15 protein-coding genes and 1 pseudogene are annotated in these 16,394 nt (G+C 44.0%); 9 read left to right on the top strand and 7 right to left on the bottom strand.

Features of this window, described 5'->3' with window-relative positions:
* Nucleotides 1-15 precede the first annotated feature (15 nt).
* From HUK62_RS02560 to gluQRS, 4 genes are all read left to right on the top strand, one after another.
* Complete coding sequence (locus tag HUK62_RS02560) at nt 16-636, top strand: NUDIX domain-containing protein (protein WP_004692807.1); 621 nt, start codon at nt 16-18, stop codon at nt 634-636.
* A 10-nt stretch (nt 637-646) separates the two neighbouring features.
* Nucleotides 647-1,444, top strand: a complete 798-nt coding sequence (gene cpdA / locus HUK62_RS02555; RefSeq protein WP_176537011.1) for a 3',5'-cyclic-AMP phosphodiesterase — start codon at nt 647-649, stop codon at nt 1,442-1,444.
* A 209-nt stretch (nt 1,445-1,653) separates the two neighbouring features.
* A complete protein-coding gene (gene dksA, locus HUK62_RS02550; RefSeq protein ID WP_004692816.1) occupies nt 1,654-2,181 on the top strand; it encodes an RNA polymerase-binding protein DksA in 528 nt (175 codons plus the stop codon).
* 2 nt (nt 2,182-2,183) lie between these two features.
* Nucleotides 2,184-3,116: a tRNA glutamyl-Q(34) synthetase GluQRS gene (gene gluQRS / locus HUK62_RS02545; protein ID WP_176537010.1), complete on the top strand. Its 933-nt coding sequence runs from the start codon at nt 2,184-2,186 to the stop codon at nt 3,114-3,116.
* Nucleotides 3,117-3,268: 152 nt separating this feature from the next.
* Here gluQRS and ftsW read toward each other — a convergent pair whose 3' ends face one another.
* From ftsW to HUK62_RS02520, 5 genes are all read right to left on the bottom strand, one after another.
* A complete protein-coding gene (ftsW, locus tag HUK62_RS02540) occupies nt 3,269-4,465 on the bottom strand; it encodes a putative lipid II flippase FtsW (RefSeq protein WP_125280616.1) in 1,197 nt (398 codons plus the stop codon).
* A 19-nt stretch (nt 4,466-4,484) separates the two neighbouring features.
* Nucleotides 4,485-5,831 (bottom strand): UDP-N-acetylmuramoyl-L-alanine--D-glutamate ligase, encoded by a 1,347-nt coding sequence (gene murD / locus HUK62_RS02535; protein ID WP_176537009.1) that lies wholly within the window; start codon nt 5,829-5,831, stop codon nt 4,485-4,487.
* A gap of 159 nt (nt 5,832-5,990) precedes the next feature.
* Nucleotides 5,991-6,242: a DUF6587 family protein gene (locus tag HUK62_RS02530; RefSeq protein WP_004978599.1), complete on the bottom strand. Its 252-nt coding sequence runs from the start codon at nt 6,240-6,242 to the stop codon at nt 5,991-5,993.
* Between the two features lie 27 nt (nt 6,243-6,269).
* Nucleotides 6,270-8,129: a ferrous iron transporter B gene (locus tag HUK62_RS02525; RefSeq protein ID WP_176537008.1), complete on the bottom strand. Its 1,860-nt coding sequence runs from the start codon at nt 8,127-8,129 to the stop codon at nt 6,270-6,272.
* Complete coding sequence (locus HUK62_RS02520; protein ID WP_010325703.1) at nt 8,126-8,386, bottom strand: FeoA family protein; 261 nt, start codon at nt 8,384-8,386, stop codon at nt 8,126-8,128. The genes HUK62_RS02525 and HUK62_RS02520 overlap by 4 nt, the downstream gene beginning before the upstream one ends.
* A gap of 180 nt (nt 8,387-8,566) precedes the next feature.
* Between HUK62_RS02520 and xerD the strand changes: the two genes are divergently transcribed.
* The 4 genes from xerD (at nt 8,567) to thrC (ending at nt 13,057) form a co-directional block, all read left to right on the top strand.
* Nucleotides 8,567-9,484 (top strand): site-specific tyrosine recombinase XerD, encoded by a 918-nt coding sequence (gene xerD / locus HUK62_RS02515; RefSeq protein WP_176537007.1) that lies wholly within the window; start codon nt 8,567-8,569, stop codon nt 9,482-9,484.
* Between the two features lie 126 nt (nt 9,485-9,610).
* Nucleotides 9,611-10,420 (top strand): DsbC family protein, encoded by an 810-nt coding sequence (locus tag HUK62_RS02510; RefSeq protein WP_078390102.1) that lies wholly within the window; start codon nt 9,611-9,613, stop codon nt 10,418-10,420.
* A 127-nt stretch (nt 10,421-10,547) separates the two neighbouring features.
* Nucleotides 10,548-11,852, top strand: coding sequence for a homoserine dehydrogenase (locus tag HUK62_RS02505; RefSeq protein ID WP_176537006.1), 1,305 nt, complete (start codon nt 10,548-10,550; stop codon nt 11,850-11,852).
* A 65-nt stretch (nt 11,853-11,917) separates the two neighbouring features.
* A complete protein-coding gene (gene thrC, locus HUK62_RS02500) occupies nt 11,918-13,057 on the top strand; it encodes a threonine synthase (RefSeq protein ID WP_004692833.1) in 1,140 nt (379 codons plus the stop codon).
* 50 nt (nt 13,058-13,107) lie between these two features.
* Here thrC and HUK62_RS02495 read toward each other — a convergent pair.
* Both HUK62_RS02495 and HUK62_RS02490 read right to left on the bottom strand, forming a co-directional pair.
* Nucleotides 13,108-14,345, bottom strand: a pseudogene (locus HUK62_RS02495) (IS3 family transposase).
* 129 nt (nt 14,346-14,474) lie between these two features.
* Complete coding sequence (locus HUK62_RS02490) at nt 14,475-15,530, bottom strand: serine hydrolase (RefSeq protein WP_176537005.1); 1,056 nt, start codon at nt 15,528-15,530, stop codon at nt 14,475-14,477.
* Nucleotides 15,531-15,745: 215 nt separating this feature from the next.
* Here HUK62_RS02490 and HUK62_RS02485 point away from each other — a divergent pair, with 215 nt between their 5' ends.
* On the top strand, nt 15,746-16,381 hold the full coding sequence (locus HUK62_RS02485; RefSeq protein WP_004692836.1) for a response regulator: 636 nt from the start codon (nt 15,746-15,748) through the stop codon (nt 16,379-16,381).
* Nucleotides 16,382-16,394: the final 13 nt, after the last annotated feature.

Genomic DNA, 16,394 nt, shown 5'->3' with positions numbered 1-16,394 from the left:
TCCTGATTGCGCTTTATGAACATAATTAAGCAAGCTACATATCACAGTGAAGATGTCCAAATTGTAGACAGGGCCTTTGTTTTTCAGGGTTTTGTTCAAGTAGAAAAAGTAAATTTACGTCATCGCCTGTTTAATCAAACTGAGTACACCGCTGTGATTTCACGTGAGCTCATTCAGCGTCCTGAAGCTGCGGGTGTCTTAATTTATGATGATGCACAACAAAAATTTGCCTTGATTGAACAATTTCGTATTGGTGCTATGGATGATCAAGATTCAGCTTGGCAGCTGGAGATTATTGCGGGAGTACTCGATGGTGATGAATCACCAGAAAGCTGTATTCGCCGTGAAGCATTAGAAGAATCAGGCTGTCAGATTGAACACTTACAACATCTGTTTAGCTTTTATCCTTCTGCAGGTGCCTGTGCGGAACTGTTTCATCTGTATAGTGCTGCGGCCGATTTACCCAAACAAGGTGGTGTATTTGGTATGCCCGATGAAGGTGAAAATATTTTATTACACCTGATTGATTATGCGCAGATCGATACATTACTTTCCAATGGTCGGCTCAGAAATGCGCCTGTCATAATGGCCTTGCAATGGCTACAACAACAGATTAAAACGACAAGGAATGTCTAAGGGGTCAGGCATGACTTTAAATAATGAGAAAAATTGGACCATTATCCAAATTTCAGATACGCACTTGATGGATCAAGATCATCTGGAGTTTGTACGTATGAATCCAGAGCAAAGCTTTCATCATGTAATACAACACATTGTGGAACGTCATCCACAAATTGATGCCTTCGTCCATACGGGCGACTTGGCACAAGTACCTGTGCCTCGAACCTATCAACGCTATTTAGACTTTATGCAGAGTTTAAAGACGCCGTTTTATCAGGTTCCGGGCAATCATGACAATGCCGAGCACTTCCCTTTTCATCAGCAGCAAAACAAAGTTCATGTGATTCACTTTGGTCCTTGGAGCGTGGTTTTACTCAATAGTGCCGTCAAAGGTAAAATCGATGGCTGGGTCGATGAAGCACAATTGAACCAACTGGAACAAATCCTACAAGAATTTGCCCAGCAACACATTGTGATTGCCTGTCATCATCATCCTTTTGAAATGCAGTCAAAATGGATTGATCAACATAAACTCAAGAACACCCAAGACCTCACTGCGGTTCTTGCGAAATACCACAATGTCAAAATTGTGCTGTCGGGACATGTCCATCAAGAATCATGGCGTGAATGGCATAGTATTCAGTTTTACTCGACGCCGTCTACCAGTGTCCAATTTAAGCCTTTAAGTGATCATTTCGCCTTAGATGAGCAAGCACCAGGTTATCGTATTTTACAATTAAACGCAGATGGCAGCCATGAAACCCACGTAGAACGTGTCTTACACGCACAGCAAAAAATAAATGTTGAAATTTCAGGTTATTAACTTTTCATTTTTATCGTTTTCAATTACCTTAGTTGCTCTTACGAAAAAGTGATCAATTTAATCCAAACATCAAAGACTATCAAAATACTTAAAAAGTCTATATGATGACGACCCCCGAGGGTGAATCTCCTCGAGGGTGGATAAAAACACTTGCATATCACCATATTTTTTGCGTATTAAAGATACGTATATGATGAGGATTGCCCTAAATGGCGAATGACAACCAAAATACTGTCTTAGACGAACAAACTGATGTTGTAGATGAAAAATCTACAAAACGTGTGCGCAAAACTAAGCCTAAAGCGACTGACGGTGGTTCTACTGCAAGCTTATTTGGTATTGAACCTTATCAGCCGAAAAAAAATGAAGAATACATGTCTGAAGGTCAGCTTGAGCACTTCCGCCAAATTTTGTTGGCATGGAAAGCAGAGTTGATGTCAGAAGTTGACCGCACACTCAACACCATGCAAGACGAAAACACCGCTTTGCCTGATGTGAATGACCGCGCGACACAAGAAGAAGAGTTTGCAATTGAACTACGTACACGTGACCGTGAACGTAAACTCATCCGCAAAATCGAACAATCAATTGAAGCGATTAAAAACGATGACTATGGTTTCTGTGAAACCTGTGGCATCGAAATTGGTCTGCGCCGTTTAGAGGCCCGTCCAACTGCGACTTTATGTATTGACTGCAAAACACTGGCAGAAATCAAAGAGAAGCAAAATAACGGTTAACTGTGACTGTTGATAACTCTCCAGCCAAGCATCGCTTGGCTCTTGCGCAGCGGCGAAACGATGTTTCGCTAACTCGCTACTCAGGTCGGTTTGCGCCATCGCCAACCGGCCCTTTGCATTTTGGGTCACTCATCACAGCCGTTGCCAGTTATTGCGAAGCAAAAGCACATCAAGGCACATGGTTGGTTCGTATCGAAGATACCGATATCCCGCGTATTTACCCCGGCAGTGAAAGCCATATCTTGCGTTGTATCGAGGCTTTCGGCTTTCAGCCCGATGCGGAGATTATTTTCCAAAAAGATCGTCTCGACCTATATGAAGACGTGATTCAACAACTGCATCAACTCAAACTGGTCTATGCCTGTCAGTGCACCCGAAAAATGCTTGGTTCTAACCACATTTATGCAGGCACCTGCCGTGACCTTGCTCTGCCTTTTGAGCAACAAGCCATTCGCGTCAAAGTAGAAGATGTCGAGATTTGTTTTGATGATGCGCTGCAAGGCAGACACTGCTCACAACTGGCACATGAGCTCGGTGACTTTGTACTGAAACGCCGCGATGGCATTATCAACTATCAATTAGCGGTCGTGGTGGATGACTACCTACAAGGCATCACCCATGTGGTTCGTGGTGCAGATCTCTTAGATAATACCGAGCGTCAAATTTATTTAGGTCAGCTGCTAGATTATCCGCGTCTTAGCTATATGCATCTGCCTTTAGCCATGAATGATCAAGGGCAAAAGTTGTCTAAACAAAACATGGCACAGGCACTGGATCTTAACCAAGCATCAGCACTACTCGCTCAAGCGATACATGCTCTAAATCAGCCATCTGTCACGTTAGACCACCCTGAACGAATGTTGCAACAAGCCATTGCACAATGGGATGTTTCACTAATTCCGCACCGTACTACCCTGCGTGGTATCTATTTATAGCAAAACGATTGCGGCAGAAACTCAACGCGAGGTCTAGTGCGCAACGTTTGTAATTGAAAGAAATTCAAAAAATTTAGAAGGGCTCAAACGCTATCCGCATAAAACGAAAAGTACGTTTAGTCTGCGGATAGCGTGATGAAAGAACAACCCGCTTAGAAGCTGGATTCTTCTTTGGTTGGATTAGCACTTTGTGTTGTTGCATCAATTTTCAAAATCAAACTGATCATCACTGCACACATAATCAGTGATGATCCTCCATAACTAATGAAAGGTAGCGTCAAACCTTTGGTTGGCAGCATCCCCATATTCATACCTGCGTTTACCAAAATTTGCAGTAAGAAAATAATCGATACCCCATAAGCCAAATAACCCGCACGCAGGTACTGATTTTTCAGCGCACGATGACCCACTTTGATACAGCACAGCAACATGGTAAAAGACAGAATTAAGACCGTAGTGATGCCGAAAAAGCCAAACTCTTCGCCTAAAATGGCCAACATGAAGTCGGTATGCGCTTCAGGCAAGTAGGCCATTTTTTGTACACTGTGGCCAAGTCCTACACCAAACCATTCACCACGCCCAAAAGCCATTAAGGCATTGGAAAGCTGGTAACCAGTACCTAGCGGATCTTCCCAAGGGTTTGAGAAAGACATTAGACGTTCAAAACGGTAAGGCTCAAATACAATCAGAAAGACAAAGGCCGCAAAAATTGCACCAAAAGCCATACCAAACTGAATCAACGGCGCGCCAGCAAGGAAGAAAATCCCGAGCATCATCAAACTAATCACCACGGTTGCACCCAAGTCGGGCTCCGCAATAATCAAACCCACCGTCAACAGCATAATAATACCGAGACGAATCAAGCCTTTGATGTTATTTCTTACTTCTTCGGCACGGCGTACCACATAGTCGGCCGTGAAAATCGCCATCATCACTTTGGCCACCTCAGAAGCCTGTAACGTGAAGCCCGCAACACGAATCCAGCGGGTCGAACCATTGACCTCCGTACCGACAACCAATACGGCGGCCAGCAGTAAGATAGTCAAAATCCACAGCGGAAAGGTGTTGTTGAACCAAACATTGAGTGGAACTCGGTATACCGCATAGGCCAAAACGCCAGCCACTGCGATTGAAATCCCGTGACGAAGGACATAGTGAAATGAATTCTCATGAAGGCGTTCAGCATAAGGCATCGACGCAGATGCGACCATGATCGAACCTAAACACAACAACGCAACGACGCAGAAGATCAACACATTACGTGGTGTCACTTCGCTGGGTACACGCGGCGCCCAACGGCTATAAAACTGGTTAATTTTATTGATCGTTGTCTGAGCAAACTCAGCCATCTCAATTTCCTTATTATTTTTAGTGGAGTTCTTGCACACAAGCGACAAACTGATGTCCGCGCTGTGGGTAACCACTGAACATATCAAAACTTGCACATGCGGGTGACAATAACACGACATCATGGGCTTGGGTATGGGCTTGGCAAAGTGCAACCGCCTGCTCTAAAGTCTCAGCATGCAGCAAGGTCGTTGTTCCTGCCACAGCTTGTTCAATCAACGCCGCATCTTCACCAATCAATACCACCACTTTCACGTATTTGCTCAAAGCCTCACGTAAAGCGCTAAAGTCTTGCCCTTTGCCTTGACCACCTAAAATGATCGCGACTTTGCCGCCTTTGGTTTCAATCGCAGCACCTAGACCATCAATTGCAGCCAGTGTTGCGCCTACATTGGTGCCCTTAGAGTCATTATAGTAACGAACACCCTCAACGTCTTTCACAAACTCACAGCGATGCTCTAAGCCTTTAAAGCTTTTCAGTGTTTCCAACATCGACTCCAGCGGAAGATTGATTGCCTCACCCAAAGCCAAACAGGCTAAAGCATTGGCAACATTGTGTGTACCTTGAATATACATCTCTGCACTGTTCAATAAACGTGTGCGGCCACGGGCCAACCAGATCGTACCGTCGTCATCTCTTAATACACCGTACTGATTCATATCAGGTGCATTTAAACCAAAGCTTTGCATTGGCGTAGCATCAGGTACCAAAGGACGCGTAAGTGAGTCATCACGGTTATGAACGACTTTTTTCACGCCTTGGAAAATGCGATGCTTCGCGGTGTGATAGCCCATCATATCGCCATGACGGTCAAGATGGTCTTCACTCATATTCAGTACCACCGCAACTTCAGCTTGTAAATTTGAAGTGGTTTCTAACTGAAAGCTGGATAGTTCTAAAATGTATAAATCTGGCTCATCTTTGGTCAAATCCAACGCTGGGCGACCAAGGTTACCGCCTACCGCAACTTTCACGCCTGCATGTTCAGCCATCAGACCAATCAAGGTCGTCACGGTACTTTTTGCATTCGACCCAGTAATGGCCATGATCGGCTTGTCGGTTGCACGGCGTAGGATTTGAATTTCACTCACCACGGGGATGCCTTTGGCAATCGCAGCTTGAATTTCAGGTAGTTTAGGATCAAGCCCAGGGCTAATAACGATTTCTTCAGCAGACAACAACAGCTCTGCGTCAAACTGACCAAAACTGGTTTGTACCTCTGCAGGAATTTGGTCATGACCGGGCGGGGTCGATCGAGAGTCCGTTACTGCAACGCGGTAGCCTTGGTTATGTAAAAAATTGACCGCTGCAACACCAGAAATGCCGAGCCCTGCAACGACCTTAAGTCCACCACGTTGTATTAACATTTTCGCCCCATGCTTGGTCTGAGATTTATCTGCGGAAATGTTAGCACTTTGCTGTTTTGAATGCTTTTTCTGTTTTGACTTTCCTGCACTTTTTTTGTGTCAGTGCGTAAAAAAGCCGTCCCTCTTGGACGGCTTTTTAATTTGTGAACAAAAATCGTTTTATTTCCACTTCACCGCTTGAACTTCAGGCTTTTTCGCATTGCTGTCTTCTGTTGCCGGACAAGCACAGTTTCCGCCACAACCGCCAGCCATTGACGGCCTTAACCACGTCGCCAAACGTGTCCAACCACGAGCCTCACACAGTGCGGACAAGGACATGAAAACTGAACCCGATGTCTTAGGAAATACTTTCTTAAATACCACCACTGCACTCCAGATCACTAGAGCAGCAACAATTAGAATTTCAATCATCTCAATCTCCTCGCCTATTTACGCCGATTAGCCCAAATAGTGCGTTGCAATTTGATAGGTCAGGAATGACATGAAATAAGCCAAACCAAACAAGTAAATGGTCATAAAACTCACGGTTTTCCATGAACCTGTTTCACGTTTGACCGTCGCTAAAGTCGCCAAACAGTGCGGTGCATAAATAAACCACACCAATAAAGACAGACCAGTCGCTACCGACCAGCCGAGCTCACCGCCACTACTGATGAGCGAAGCCAAACCTTGTGACATGGCATCTTCATCAACAGCGGATAAGGCATACACTGTACCTAAAGCTGCCACCACGACTTCACGAGCAGCCATGGCTGGAATCAAGGCAATACAAATCTGCCAGTTGAAGCCCAGCGGTGCAAAAATTGGTTGCAGTAAATGACCGAGCATACCGGCAAATGAATAATCAATTTCAGGTAAAGTCGCGCCTTCAGGAGCTTGCGGGAAGGTACATAAGAACCACAGCAAAATAGACAACGCGAAAATGATGCCACCCACGCGACGCAAGAAGATCTTGGCACGGTCAAGTAAACCAATCCAAATATTCTTTAAGTCAGGGAAACGATAGCTTGGCAACTCCATCATCAACATATGTTGTGACTTGTCTTTATGGAAGAATTTCAGAACGAAAGATACACACAGTGCACTGACAATCCCGGCCATATATAAAGCAAACAACACTAAACCTTGCAGATTAAAAATCCCCCAAACAGTTTGTTCAGGAATAAAAGCAGCAATTAACAAGGCATATACAGGTAAACGTGCAGAACACGTCATTAACGGTGCCACAAAAATCGTAGTCAAACGGTCACGCGGATCACTAATGGTACGCGATGCCATGATGCCCGGAATTGCACAGGCAAAGCTAGACAACAATGGAATAAAGGCACGCCCAGAAAGACCTGCTTTAAACATCAGCTTATCCAGCAAAAATGCGGCACGCGGTAAATAACCCGACTCTTCCAATACCAAGATAAAAAAGAACAAAATTAAAATCTGCGGCAAGAACACCACGACACCGCCCGCACCCGCAATAATCCCGTCTACCACCAAACTGTTAAGTAAAGGATGGCTAATAGACCCACCGATGGTTTCACCCAGCCAGCCAAAGAAGGTTTCAATCCCATCCATAAACGGCGCTGCCCAAGAAAAAACGGCTTGGAAGACAATAAACATCATTACTGCAAGGCTAACTAGCCCCAAAACTGGATGTAGAAAAATCTTATCCAGAAAATCAGTTCGCTTGTCTTCTTCATCGACGTACTGCACGGCATCGTGTAATAAATTTTCTACTTTCTCATGTGCAGTGTCGCCTTTTAAGCCCGTCAACTCAGTATAAGGCACGGCATATTTGCCCTGCGCTAAAGCACTGAGCAAGCTTTCAATACCCGAATTACGCACCGCAACGGTTTCAACGATCGGTACACCCAAGCGCTCAGAAAGCTTTTGGGTATTGATTTGCATGCCACGGCGACGTGCTTCATCCATCATGTTTAAAACGATTAACATTGGACGGTCCAATGCAATCAGTTCAATCACTAAACCGAGGTGAAGTTTGAGGTTAGTTGCATCAACGATACATAAGAAAGCATCTTGCTGACCTTCTTCTGCAATTTTCCCCATCACCACGTCACGGGTAATCATTTCATCAGGGCTAGTCGCATCTAAGCTATACGTCCCTGGCAAATCCAGAACGCGAACTGCTTGACCTGAAGGAAGAGTAAATTGACCAACTTTACGCTCAACCGTAACACCCGCATAGTTACCTACTTTTTGGCGGGTTCCAGTGAGATGGTTAAATAACGAAGTTTTACCGCAGTTTGGATTACCTACAAGGGCAACACGCAAGGCATCACTCATCTAGGTGCTCCTTCGACTTGAATTTCAATTTTTTCAGCTTCAACTTTTCTTAAGGCGAAACGTGTAAAACCCACTTGGATTAAAATTGGATCGCCACCAAAAACACCTTTGGTAATCACCTGTACTTTTGTACCTGCGACAAAGCCTAATGTTTCAAGACGACTAGCCACCAAATCAGTCTGAGCTTCGCCATCCAAAGTATGATTCACTTTGTTAATGATGGCAGTTTGTTTGACTTTTAAATCAGATAAACGCACCGCATCCAACCCTTTAATATTTTGAACAGTATACAAACAAATGAGAATAATTACCAAATCAGATTCGATAATGATTCGCATCTGTTATAACACATCGACAAGCGAGAATGATTACACTACATTGAATAAAACCCCTATTCCTTGTTTTTGTCTTTCCGTGATGATGTGCTTGAGAGCTTTATGTTAAATAAAAAACCGCGTGTGCCTGCGCCTGTTCAAATTCCAACTCAGCTCAGTTTTTTACACGGCTTTAAAGATTATCTCATTGCACAAACCGTCAGCCCACACACCCGAAATGCTTATCTCTCTGACTTATTGCAGTGCAGCGAGTGTAGTCGGGTGAGCATGCCTGAATGGAGCAGTGACGATGTCGCCGATGTTCTGCTGACCCTCACCAAGCAAGGCAAAAGCCCGCGCTCCATTGCGCGCTGCTTATCGGCCATGCGTTCATTTTTCAAATTTTTACGCGAGCAAAAATTACGTGCAGACAATCCTGTCGCGCTGCATAAAACACCCAAAATTGGCCGCGCACTGCCTAAGGATTTGTCTGAGCAAGACGTGGATGCCTTAATTCAAGCTCCAGATATTGAAACCGCTCTCGGGCTCCGTGATCGTGCCATGTTTGAAGTGTTGTATGCCTGTGGATTGCGTGTATCTGAGCTACTGAACCTACGCCTAGACTTAATCAATTTGAAACAAGGCTATTTAAGGATTACGGGTAAGGGCAATAAAGAACGCTTGGTACCTTTGGGGCAAATCGCAGTGGAATGGGTCGAAAAATACTTAATTGAATCCCGTCCGCAATTATATAAATCTGCAACCGACTATCTGTTTTTAACTCAACATGGCGGCATTATGAGTCGACAAAACTTTTGGTATGCCATTAAACGCTATGCCTTACAAGCAGGGATACAGGCAGAACTGTCTCCACACACCTTACGACATGCTTTTGCAACGCATTTACTCAATCACGGCGCCGACTTGCGTGTGGTACAAATGCTATTGGGACATAGTGATCTGTCCACGACACAAATTTATACCCATGTCGCGCAAGTGCGTATGCAACAACTGCATGCCAGCCATCACCCAAGGGCTTAAGGTCTTGATCATCCATAACTTAAGGCTGTTTTTAGCACGAAGACTACGAAGTATTACCGAGTCCTGTACTTTTTTTGCTATGCTTGGCGCTCTGTTTTTATAAAGTCAAAAGAAAAAGGGTTATCTATGTTATTTACCCGTAAACCATTGTTCATTGCCTGTGCCATTGCTTCAAGTGTTCTATTTACAGCATGTTCAAATAACACTGAAGAAAAAAAACAAGACTCTTTAACAGCAAGCGCACCAGCCACAGGTGAAGCGTCGACCTTGACGGAACGTAATGCAAAACAACGTTTAATTGATACCCTTCAAAAGCATTTCAAAACAGCCAATATCAATGCCAAAATCATCGATATCAAAACCACTGAAGTGCCAAATTTATTTTGGGTCAATCTTGAAGGGATGAGCTCGGTTTATACCACAGCAGATGGTAAATATATTATCCAAGGTGATGTGATTCGCTTGGGCGATAAAACCCTCCACAACGTCAGCGACAATCTTCAAGCTGAAGCCAACAAAAAGCTTCTAGCAGAGCTCAAAACTGAAGACCTACTGGTTTATAAAGCCAAAGGCAAGACCAAACATGTGGTTTATGTCTTTACCGATGCTAGCTGCCCTTACTGCCATAAACTGCACGAACACATCCCTGAAATCACGGCTCAAGGCATTGAAGTACGTTACATTGCATGGCCGCGTGGCGAACAGTTCATGCCAGCCATGGAAAGTGTGTGGTGTAGCGCAGACCGTCAAGCTGCCTTTGATCAAGCAATTTCAGGTGCTCAACTTCCACCAGCGACCTGTAAAAACCCAGTGCGAGATCAATACCAGTTGGGCCTCAACATGGGCGTAAATGGGACACCTGCCATCTACAATGAAGATGGTGAATATCTCGGTGGTTATTTGGCCCCAAGTGAATTATTAAATCGCCTTAAATAACTAATTTTTATTTGTTATTTAACTAATATTTATAGTTGAACATAAAATGATTTCTTTCCTAGAGTCTCACAGTTTTTTTAGCTATGATCTAGGCTTGGTTCAATATATAAGTAAATTGGAGTGTGACGTGAAACCAGTTCGTCTGGCAATCCTCGGTCTTGGTACTGTGGGTGGTGGTGCCCTTAAACTACTAAATGAAAATGCTGCTGAGATTAAACGTCGCACCGGTCGTGAAATTCAAATTACCTATGTCGGCACACGCCGCCCTCGTCCAGACTTAGATTTAGGTGATGAGGTCAAGCAAAGTGCTGACTTACTCGACATTGTGCGTCAGCCTGATGTCGATGTTGTGGTTGAAGTAATGGGTGGCATCCACCCTGCATATGAAGTGATTAAAGAAGCCATTTTGCATGGCAAACAAGTCGTCACCGCGAACAAAGCTTTACTTGCTGAACATGGTAATGAGCTGTTCAAACTGGCGGATGACAATGCCGTGCAAATCGCCTATGAAGCTGCGGTTGCAGGGGGCATTCCCATCATTAAAGTGATGCGCGAAGGTCTAGCGGCAAACAAGATTAATTGGTTAGCGGGTATCATCAATGGTACAGGCAACTTTATTCTGACTGAAATGCGTGAAAAAGGTCGTGCTTTTGCAGATGTGCTCAAAGAAGCACAAGAACTGGGTTATGCCGAAGCTGATCCAACTTTTGATGTCGAAGGCATTGATGCTGCACATAAACTCACGATTTTAGCATCGTGTGCTTTTGGTATTCCGCTACAGTTTGACAAAGTCTATACCGAAGGCATCAGTAAAATCACAGCGCAAGACGTGAAGTATGCTGAAGAGCTGGGTTTCCGTATTAAACATTTGGGGATTGCGCGTCGCGCAACGAATGGCATCGAACTTCGTGTTCACCCAACCTTGATCCCTGCTGAAGAACTGATTGCCAATGTCAACGGCGTTAAAAATGCTGTCTTGGTACAAGCACATGCTGTCGGCCCAACCTTGTACTATGGTGCAGGTGCAGGCGCAGGCCCAACTGCTTCTGCGGTCGTTGCAGATGTCATTGATATCGTGCGTGATATTTCTTATACCGAAGATGGTGCTGGAACGATTCCGCAATTGGCCTTCGAAGCACTAACCAATGTGCCCATTTTAAGCCGTGAAGAAATGACTACAGGTTATTACATCCGGATTAATGCAGAAGATCAAACTGGCGTCTTGGCCGATGTAACCACGATTCTCAGTCGTGCAGGCATCAGTATCGATGCCATCATGCAACAACCACGCTTAAAAGACCTTATTCCAATCGTGATTTTGACTGATCCAGTCGTTGAATCAAAAATGGATGAGGCACTTGCTCAAATTCAAGCCTTACCCGTCATTCATGGCGAAATCGTGCGAATTCGTTTAGAATCGCTTGATAATTAATCGGGTTGAGGAAAAGAACGCTCTTCTCTTCCTCACCAAGCTCTACACACAATTGGAACATCATCATGTCGAATGCCAATCGTTATACTGGTTTAGTTGACCGTTATCGCGACCGTTTACCAGTGTCTGCAACTACTCGCGCTATTTCTTTAGGTGAAGGTAATACGCCACTGATTAAACTCGAGAACATTCCACGTTTAATTGGCAAAAATGTTGAAATTTATGTGAAGTACGAGGGCTTAAACCCGACTGGTTCATTTAAAGACCGTGGTATGACCATGGCGGTTACTAAAGCCGTTGAAGAAGGCTCAAAAGCGATTATCTGTGCCTCTACAGGTAATACCTCAGCTGCGGCTGCGGCTTATGCAGCACGTGCAGGCATCAAAGCGTTTGTGTTAATCCCAGAAGGCAAAATTGCCATGGGTAAAATGGCGCAAGCAATGATGTATGGTGCCATCACCATGCAAATCCGCGGTAACTTTGATGACGGCATGCGTCTGGTTAAAGAAATTGCCGACAAAGCCCCAGTGACCATCGTAAACTCAATCAACCCATACCGTTTGCAAGGTCAAAAAACCATTGCTTATGAAATCGTCGATGAGTTAGGTCGTGCACCAGATTACCACTGCCTACCAGTAGGTAACGCAGGAAACATTACTGCACACTGGATGGGTTATACCGAAGCAGTTGCCAACCAACCTGCAGATCAATTTGAGCAAGTGATTTACGACGCTGAAACAGATCAATTTACGGGTCCTAAACCTGAAGGTTTACCAACCATGGTTGGTTACCAAGCAGCAGGTGCTGCGCCATTCTTACGTGGTGCACCCGTTGAAAACCCTGAAACTGTTGCAACGGCTATCCGCATTGGTAATCCACAAAGCTGGAACCATGCTAAAGCGGTGGTTCGTGATTCTCAAGGTTGGTTCGATGAACTGACTGATGCTGAAATCTTAGAAGCACAACGTTTGCTTTCAATGTATGAAGGTGTCTTTGTAGAACCTGCTTCTGCAGCGTCGATTGGCGGTGCAATCCGTGACATCAAAGCTGGAAAAATTGCGGAAGGTTCTGTGATTGTCTGTACGGTGACAGGTAATGGTCTGAAAGACCCTGATACTGCGATCAAGCAATGTTCTGATGCGGTCATGCTGTCAATCGATGCAACTTTAGAACAAGTTCGCGATTCCATTCTTTCAAACATGTAATTGAGTGTCTTGTCCTGAAATAGATTGACAGTATTCCACTTCAAACCGAGTTAAGCAATTAGCTCGGTTTTAGTTTGCTCATACATCTGATTCGGGGTGTTCATATTTAAACTTAAATGTGGTCTATAGTAATTATAAATCATGATAGATTCCGTAATTAAGTGATCTAACTCCTTCATGGTTTGACATCGTGTAGTTAAAAACTCCTGCTTTAATATTCCATTAATCCGCTCTGCTAATGCATTTTGATATGAGAAACACTGTTTCGCAAGGTATCCATCTGTCATGGAAGGACATATCCCATAATGGCGCAATGCCGATTGATATAGCTCAGAGCAATACTGAGAGCCTCTGTCTGAATGATGAATCATCCTAGTCGCTCGATCCGTCACATGCTGCATCGCCATATGTAGAGCCTGCATAACATTCTCCGCACGCATATCATTCGATAACTTATAACCTTTAATCTGACGGGTATAAGCATCTGTCACCAATGATAAATAATGTACGCCTTCAGCACTCTCAACATAAGTAATATCACTAACAAAGACTTCGTTGGCTTGCACTGCTGAATAATCCTTTAATAAATTTGGATGCTTCTTCATCCAATGCTTGCTATCCGTAGTTTTTGTATAGCGACGCTTGGGGCGAATCAATAAATTATGCTCTTTCAATATTTTAAATAACTGATCCCGTCCACACTTTAAACCACGCTGCAACAATTTGCCTTTAATAAGCCAATACAACTTACGTGTTCCGATACTTGGCATGAGACAACGATATTCCATAACCAACTCAAGTATTTGTTCAGTTGCTTGTGCAGTCATTTGAGCACGTTTTTCTGCTTGATAATAAGCTTGTCGGGTGATTCCCAACCACTGACAATAACGTGAAACGCTTAGTCCTGTTTGGCTTTGCCAATCTTTGAAACGTGCTCGGTATACTTTTTTCCAAGATCAGTCCCACATTCTTTATCAATGTGATAAATCACATCCTGAATAAATTCAGTTTTAAGCTTTTCTGCGGCTAACTGCTTTTCTAATTGGCGGATTCGTTGTTGGGGTGTTAATTGGCGTTTAGAAGAAGGCGGCATATTCGAAGTCCAGTCCTGTTGTCCGTGCTTGCGTAACCATACCAGCACAGTTGATCTTCCTTGAATACCATATTTTGCCTGAGCTTGTTTATAAGTAATTTGCCCTTTTTCTACTTCATGTACAACCATCATTTTAAAGGCAAAGCTATAATCACCTTATGTACGTTTAACTCTTTGTTCTCGTTCATGTTCCATAAAATAAGCCTCTTAAAGGTGTAAACTTATTTCAGGACGGGACAGAGAGAAGACAAAAAAAAGCCCTGCATATGCAGGGCTTTTTTATGACTCAATTTTTGTTGTTGAGTGAACAAAAACAAAGTCGGGTTAAATACGTTTTGGTAATTGGCTTGCCCAATTCATTAGGCGCGTTGCATCATTGGTACGTGCTGCAGATGAGTCCGCACCCAATAACACCACCACTGCTGGACGGTTATTTAAAGTGGTATGCATCACCACACAGCGACCGGCTTCATTAATGAAACCTGTTTTTGAAATATTAATATTCCAACCACCATTACGAACCAAGGCATTGGTATTGTTTGATTTCAATACACGATAGCCCAAGTTAAAGTCATAGCTTGCTGTGGTTGAGAACTGACGAATCAGACCATACTGAGACGCAGCATTGACCAAAATACCCAAGTCACGTGCTGAAGCGACATTGCCTGGATGCAGACCAGTCGATTCCATATAATGGGTTGAATTCATACCCAAAGATTTTGCTTTGGCATTCATCGCCGAAACAAAGGCTGAGCGACCACCCGGATACGTCCGTGCAAGCGCTGATGCTGCTGGGTTTTCTGACTTCATTAATGCAAATAACAATGCCTCTGCACGGTTCATACTGTCCCCTGCACGCAGGGACGAACTTGAACTTTTACAACCCGAACACGAAAAGTCCGCTTGCTGTAAAGTAATGTTTTCAGACATATTTAAACGCGCATCTGAAATCACCACTGCCGTCATCAGCTTAGTAATCGAAGCAATCGGTAGCGCGGTATTACTGTTTTTACTGTACAGCACTTCACCTGTATTGCCATCCATCACCAGTGCTGCACGAGCATTGACACTGGGTTGGTTGGAATATTTCGAGGTATCGAAAATTTGTACCGTTTTTGAGGTACTGTTGTTCGTCACCACACCGTTGGAACTGCGAATACTGGTGGTGACTTTTGTTGAACCCTGAGGAGCGTACTCTTCAGGATCTTCCATTAGATCATCATTCAGAAGCTGTTCTGCATCTGCCGCAGACCAGCTCATGCTTGCTTGGCTAGGCCTCGAGCCCGGGTTCATCACCAAGTCTGCAAAGCTATGGGTACTGACCGTCATTGCAATCGACCATCCCAATAGATGCATTAAAAATTTATTTGATTTTTTCACTTTTCTTCACTCAACTTCATAACCCATAAGATACATTTGCGTATTCACGCCAATATGCCTTACATTTGTACACAATGCGAACAGCATTGACGTCGACAGCGTGCATATCTTTTCAAATAAGCCTAAGAATAGGATTGCTAATTTTGTCGTTTCATTGCAAGCTTATTTTGCTTTATGTAACAAAAAATATGGTTTTTATAGTGAGGAAGAGCTAGGTGATCACAGTTTTAGTGGTAGATGACCATGAGTTAGTACGTACAGGGATTTGTCGAATGCTCGAGGACCATGCCGATGTTCAAGTTATTGGCCAAGCTGAATCTGGTGAAGAAGCAATTAACCTCGTCCGTCAACATCACCCAAATGTGGTTCTATTAGATGTCAACATGCCAGGTATTGGTGGAGTTGAAACCACACGCCGCTTACTGCAAACCGCACCCGAAACCAAAGTACTGGCAGTCAGTGGTCTAGCTGAAGAACCTTATCCTTCCCTGTTACTCAAGGCAGGCGCCAAAGGCTACATTACCAAAGGTGCACCTGTGACCGAAATGGTACGTGCCATTAATAAAGTGATGCAAGGCGGCAAATATTTCAGCGCTGATATTGCTGAACAACTGGCCAGTTCTTATCTATCGGATACACAAACCTCGCCTTTTGATGCTCTGTCTGAACGTGAAATGCAGGTAGCGATGATGGTCGTGAATTGCATTAGTGCACAGGAAATTTCTGACAAGCTTTTTGTCAGCGTAAAAACAGTCAATACCTACCGTTACCGAATTTTTGAAAAGCTCAACATCGACAGTGATGTGAAGCTGACTCACCTTGCTATTCGTTATGGTTTAATTAAACCCTGATGCAAGCTGACTA

This window comes from Acinetobacter sp. NEB 394, assembly GCF_013374795.1.
Lineage (GTDB): Bacteria > Pseudomonadota > Gammaproteobacteria > Pseudomonadales > Moraxellaceae > Acinetobacter > Acinetobacter johnsonii.
This window is presented reverse-complemented; position numbering and strand designations above follow the sequence as displayed.

Bases quoted from the DNA above. Each gene is read 5' to 3' on its own strand.
- HUK62_RS02560 (WP_004692807.1), top strand. From the start codon at position 16: ATGAACATAATTAAGCAAGCTACATATCACAGTGAAGATGTCCAAATT.
- cpdA (WP_176537011.1), top strand. From the start codon at position 647: ATGACTTTAAATAATGAGAAAAATTGGACCATTATCCAAATTTCAGAT.
- dksA (WP_004692816.1), top strand. From the start codon at position 1,654: ATGGCGAATGACAACCAAAATACTGTCTTAGACGAACAAACTGATGTT.
- ftsW (WP_125280616.1), bottom strand. From the start codon at position 4,465: ATGGCTGAGTTTGCTCAGACAACGATCAATAAAATTAACCAGTTTTAT.
- murD (WP_176537009.1), bottom strand. From the start codon at position 5,831: ATGTTAATACAACGTGGTGGACTTAAGGTCGTTGCAGGGCTCGGCATT.
- HUK62_RS02530 (WP_004978599.1), bottom strand. From the start codon at position 6,242: ATGATTGAAATTCTAATTGTTGCTGCTCTAGTGATCTGGAGTGCAGTG.
- HUK62_RS02525 (WP_176537008.1), bottom strand. From the start codon at position 8,129: ATGAGTGATGCCTTGCGTGTTGCCCTTGTAGGTAATCCAAACTGCGGT.
- xerD (WP_176537007.1), top strand. From the start codon at position 8,567: ATGTTAAATAAAAAACCGCGTGTGCCTGCGCCTGTTCAAATTCCAACT.
- HUK62_RS02510 (WP_078390102.1), top strand. From the start codon at position 9,611: ATGTTATTTACCCGTAAACCATTGTTCATTGCCTGTGCCATTGCTTCA.
- thrC (WP_004692833.1), top strand. From the start codon at position 11,918: ATGTCGAATGCCAATCGTTATACTGGTTTAGTTGACCGTTATCGCGAC.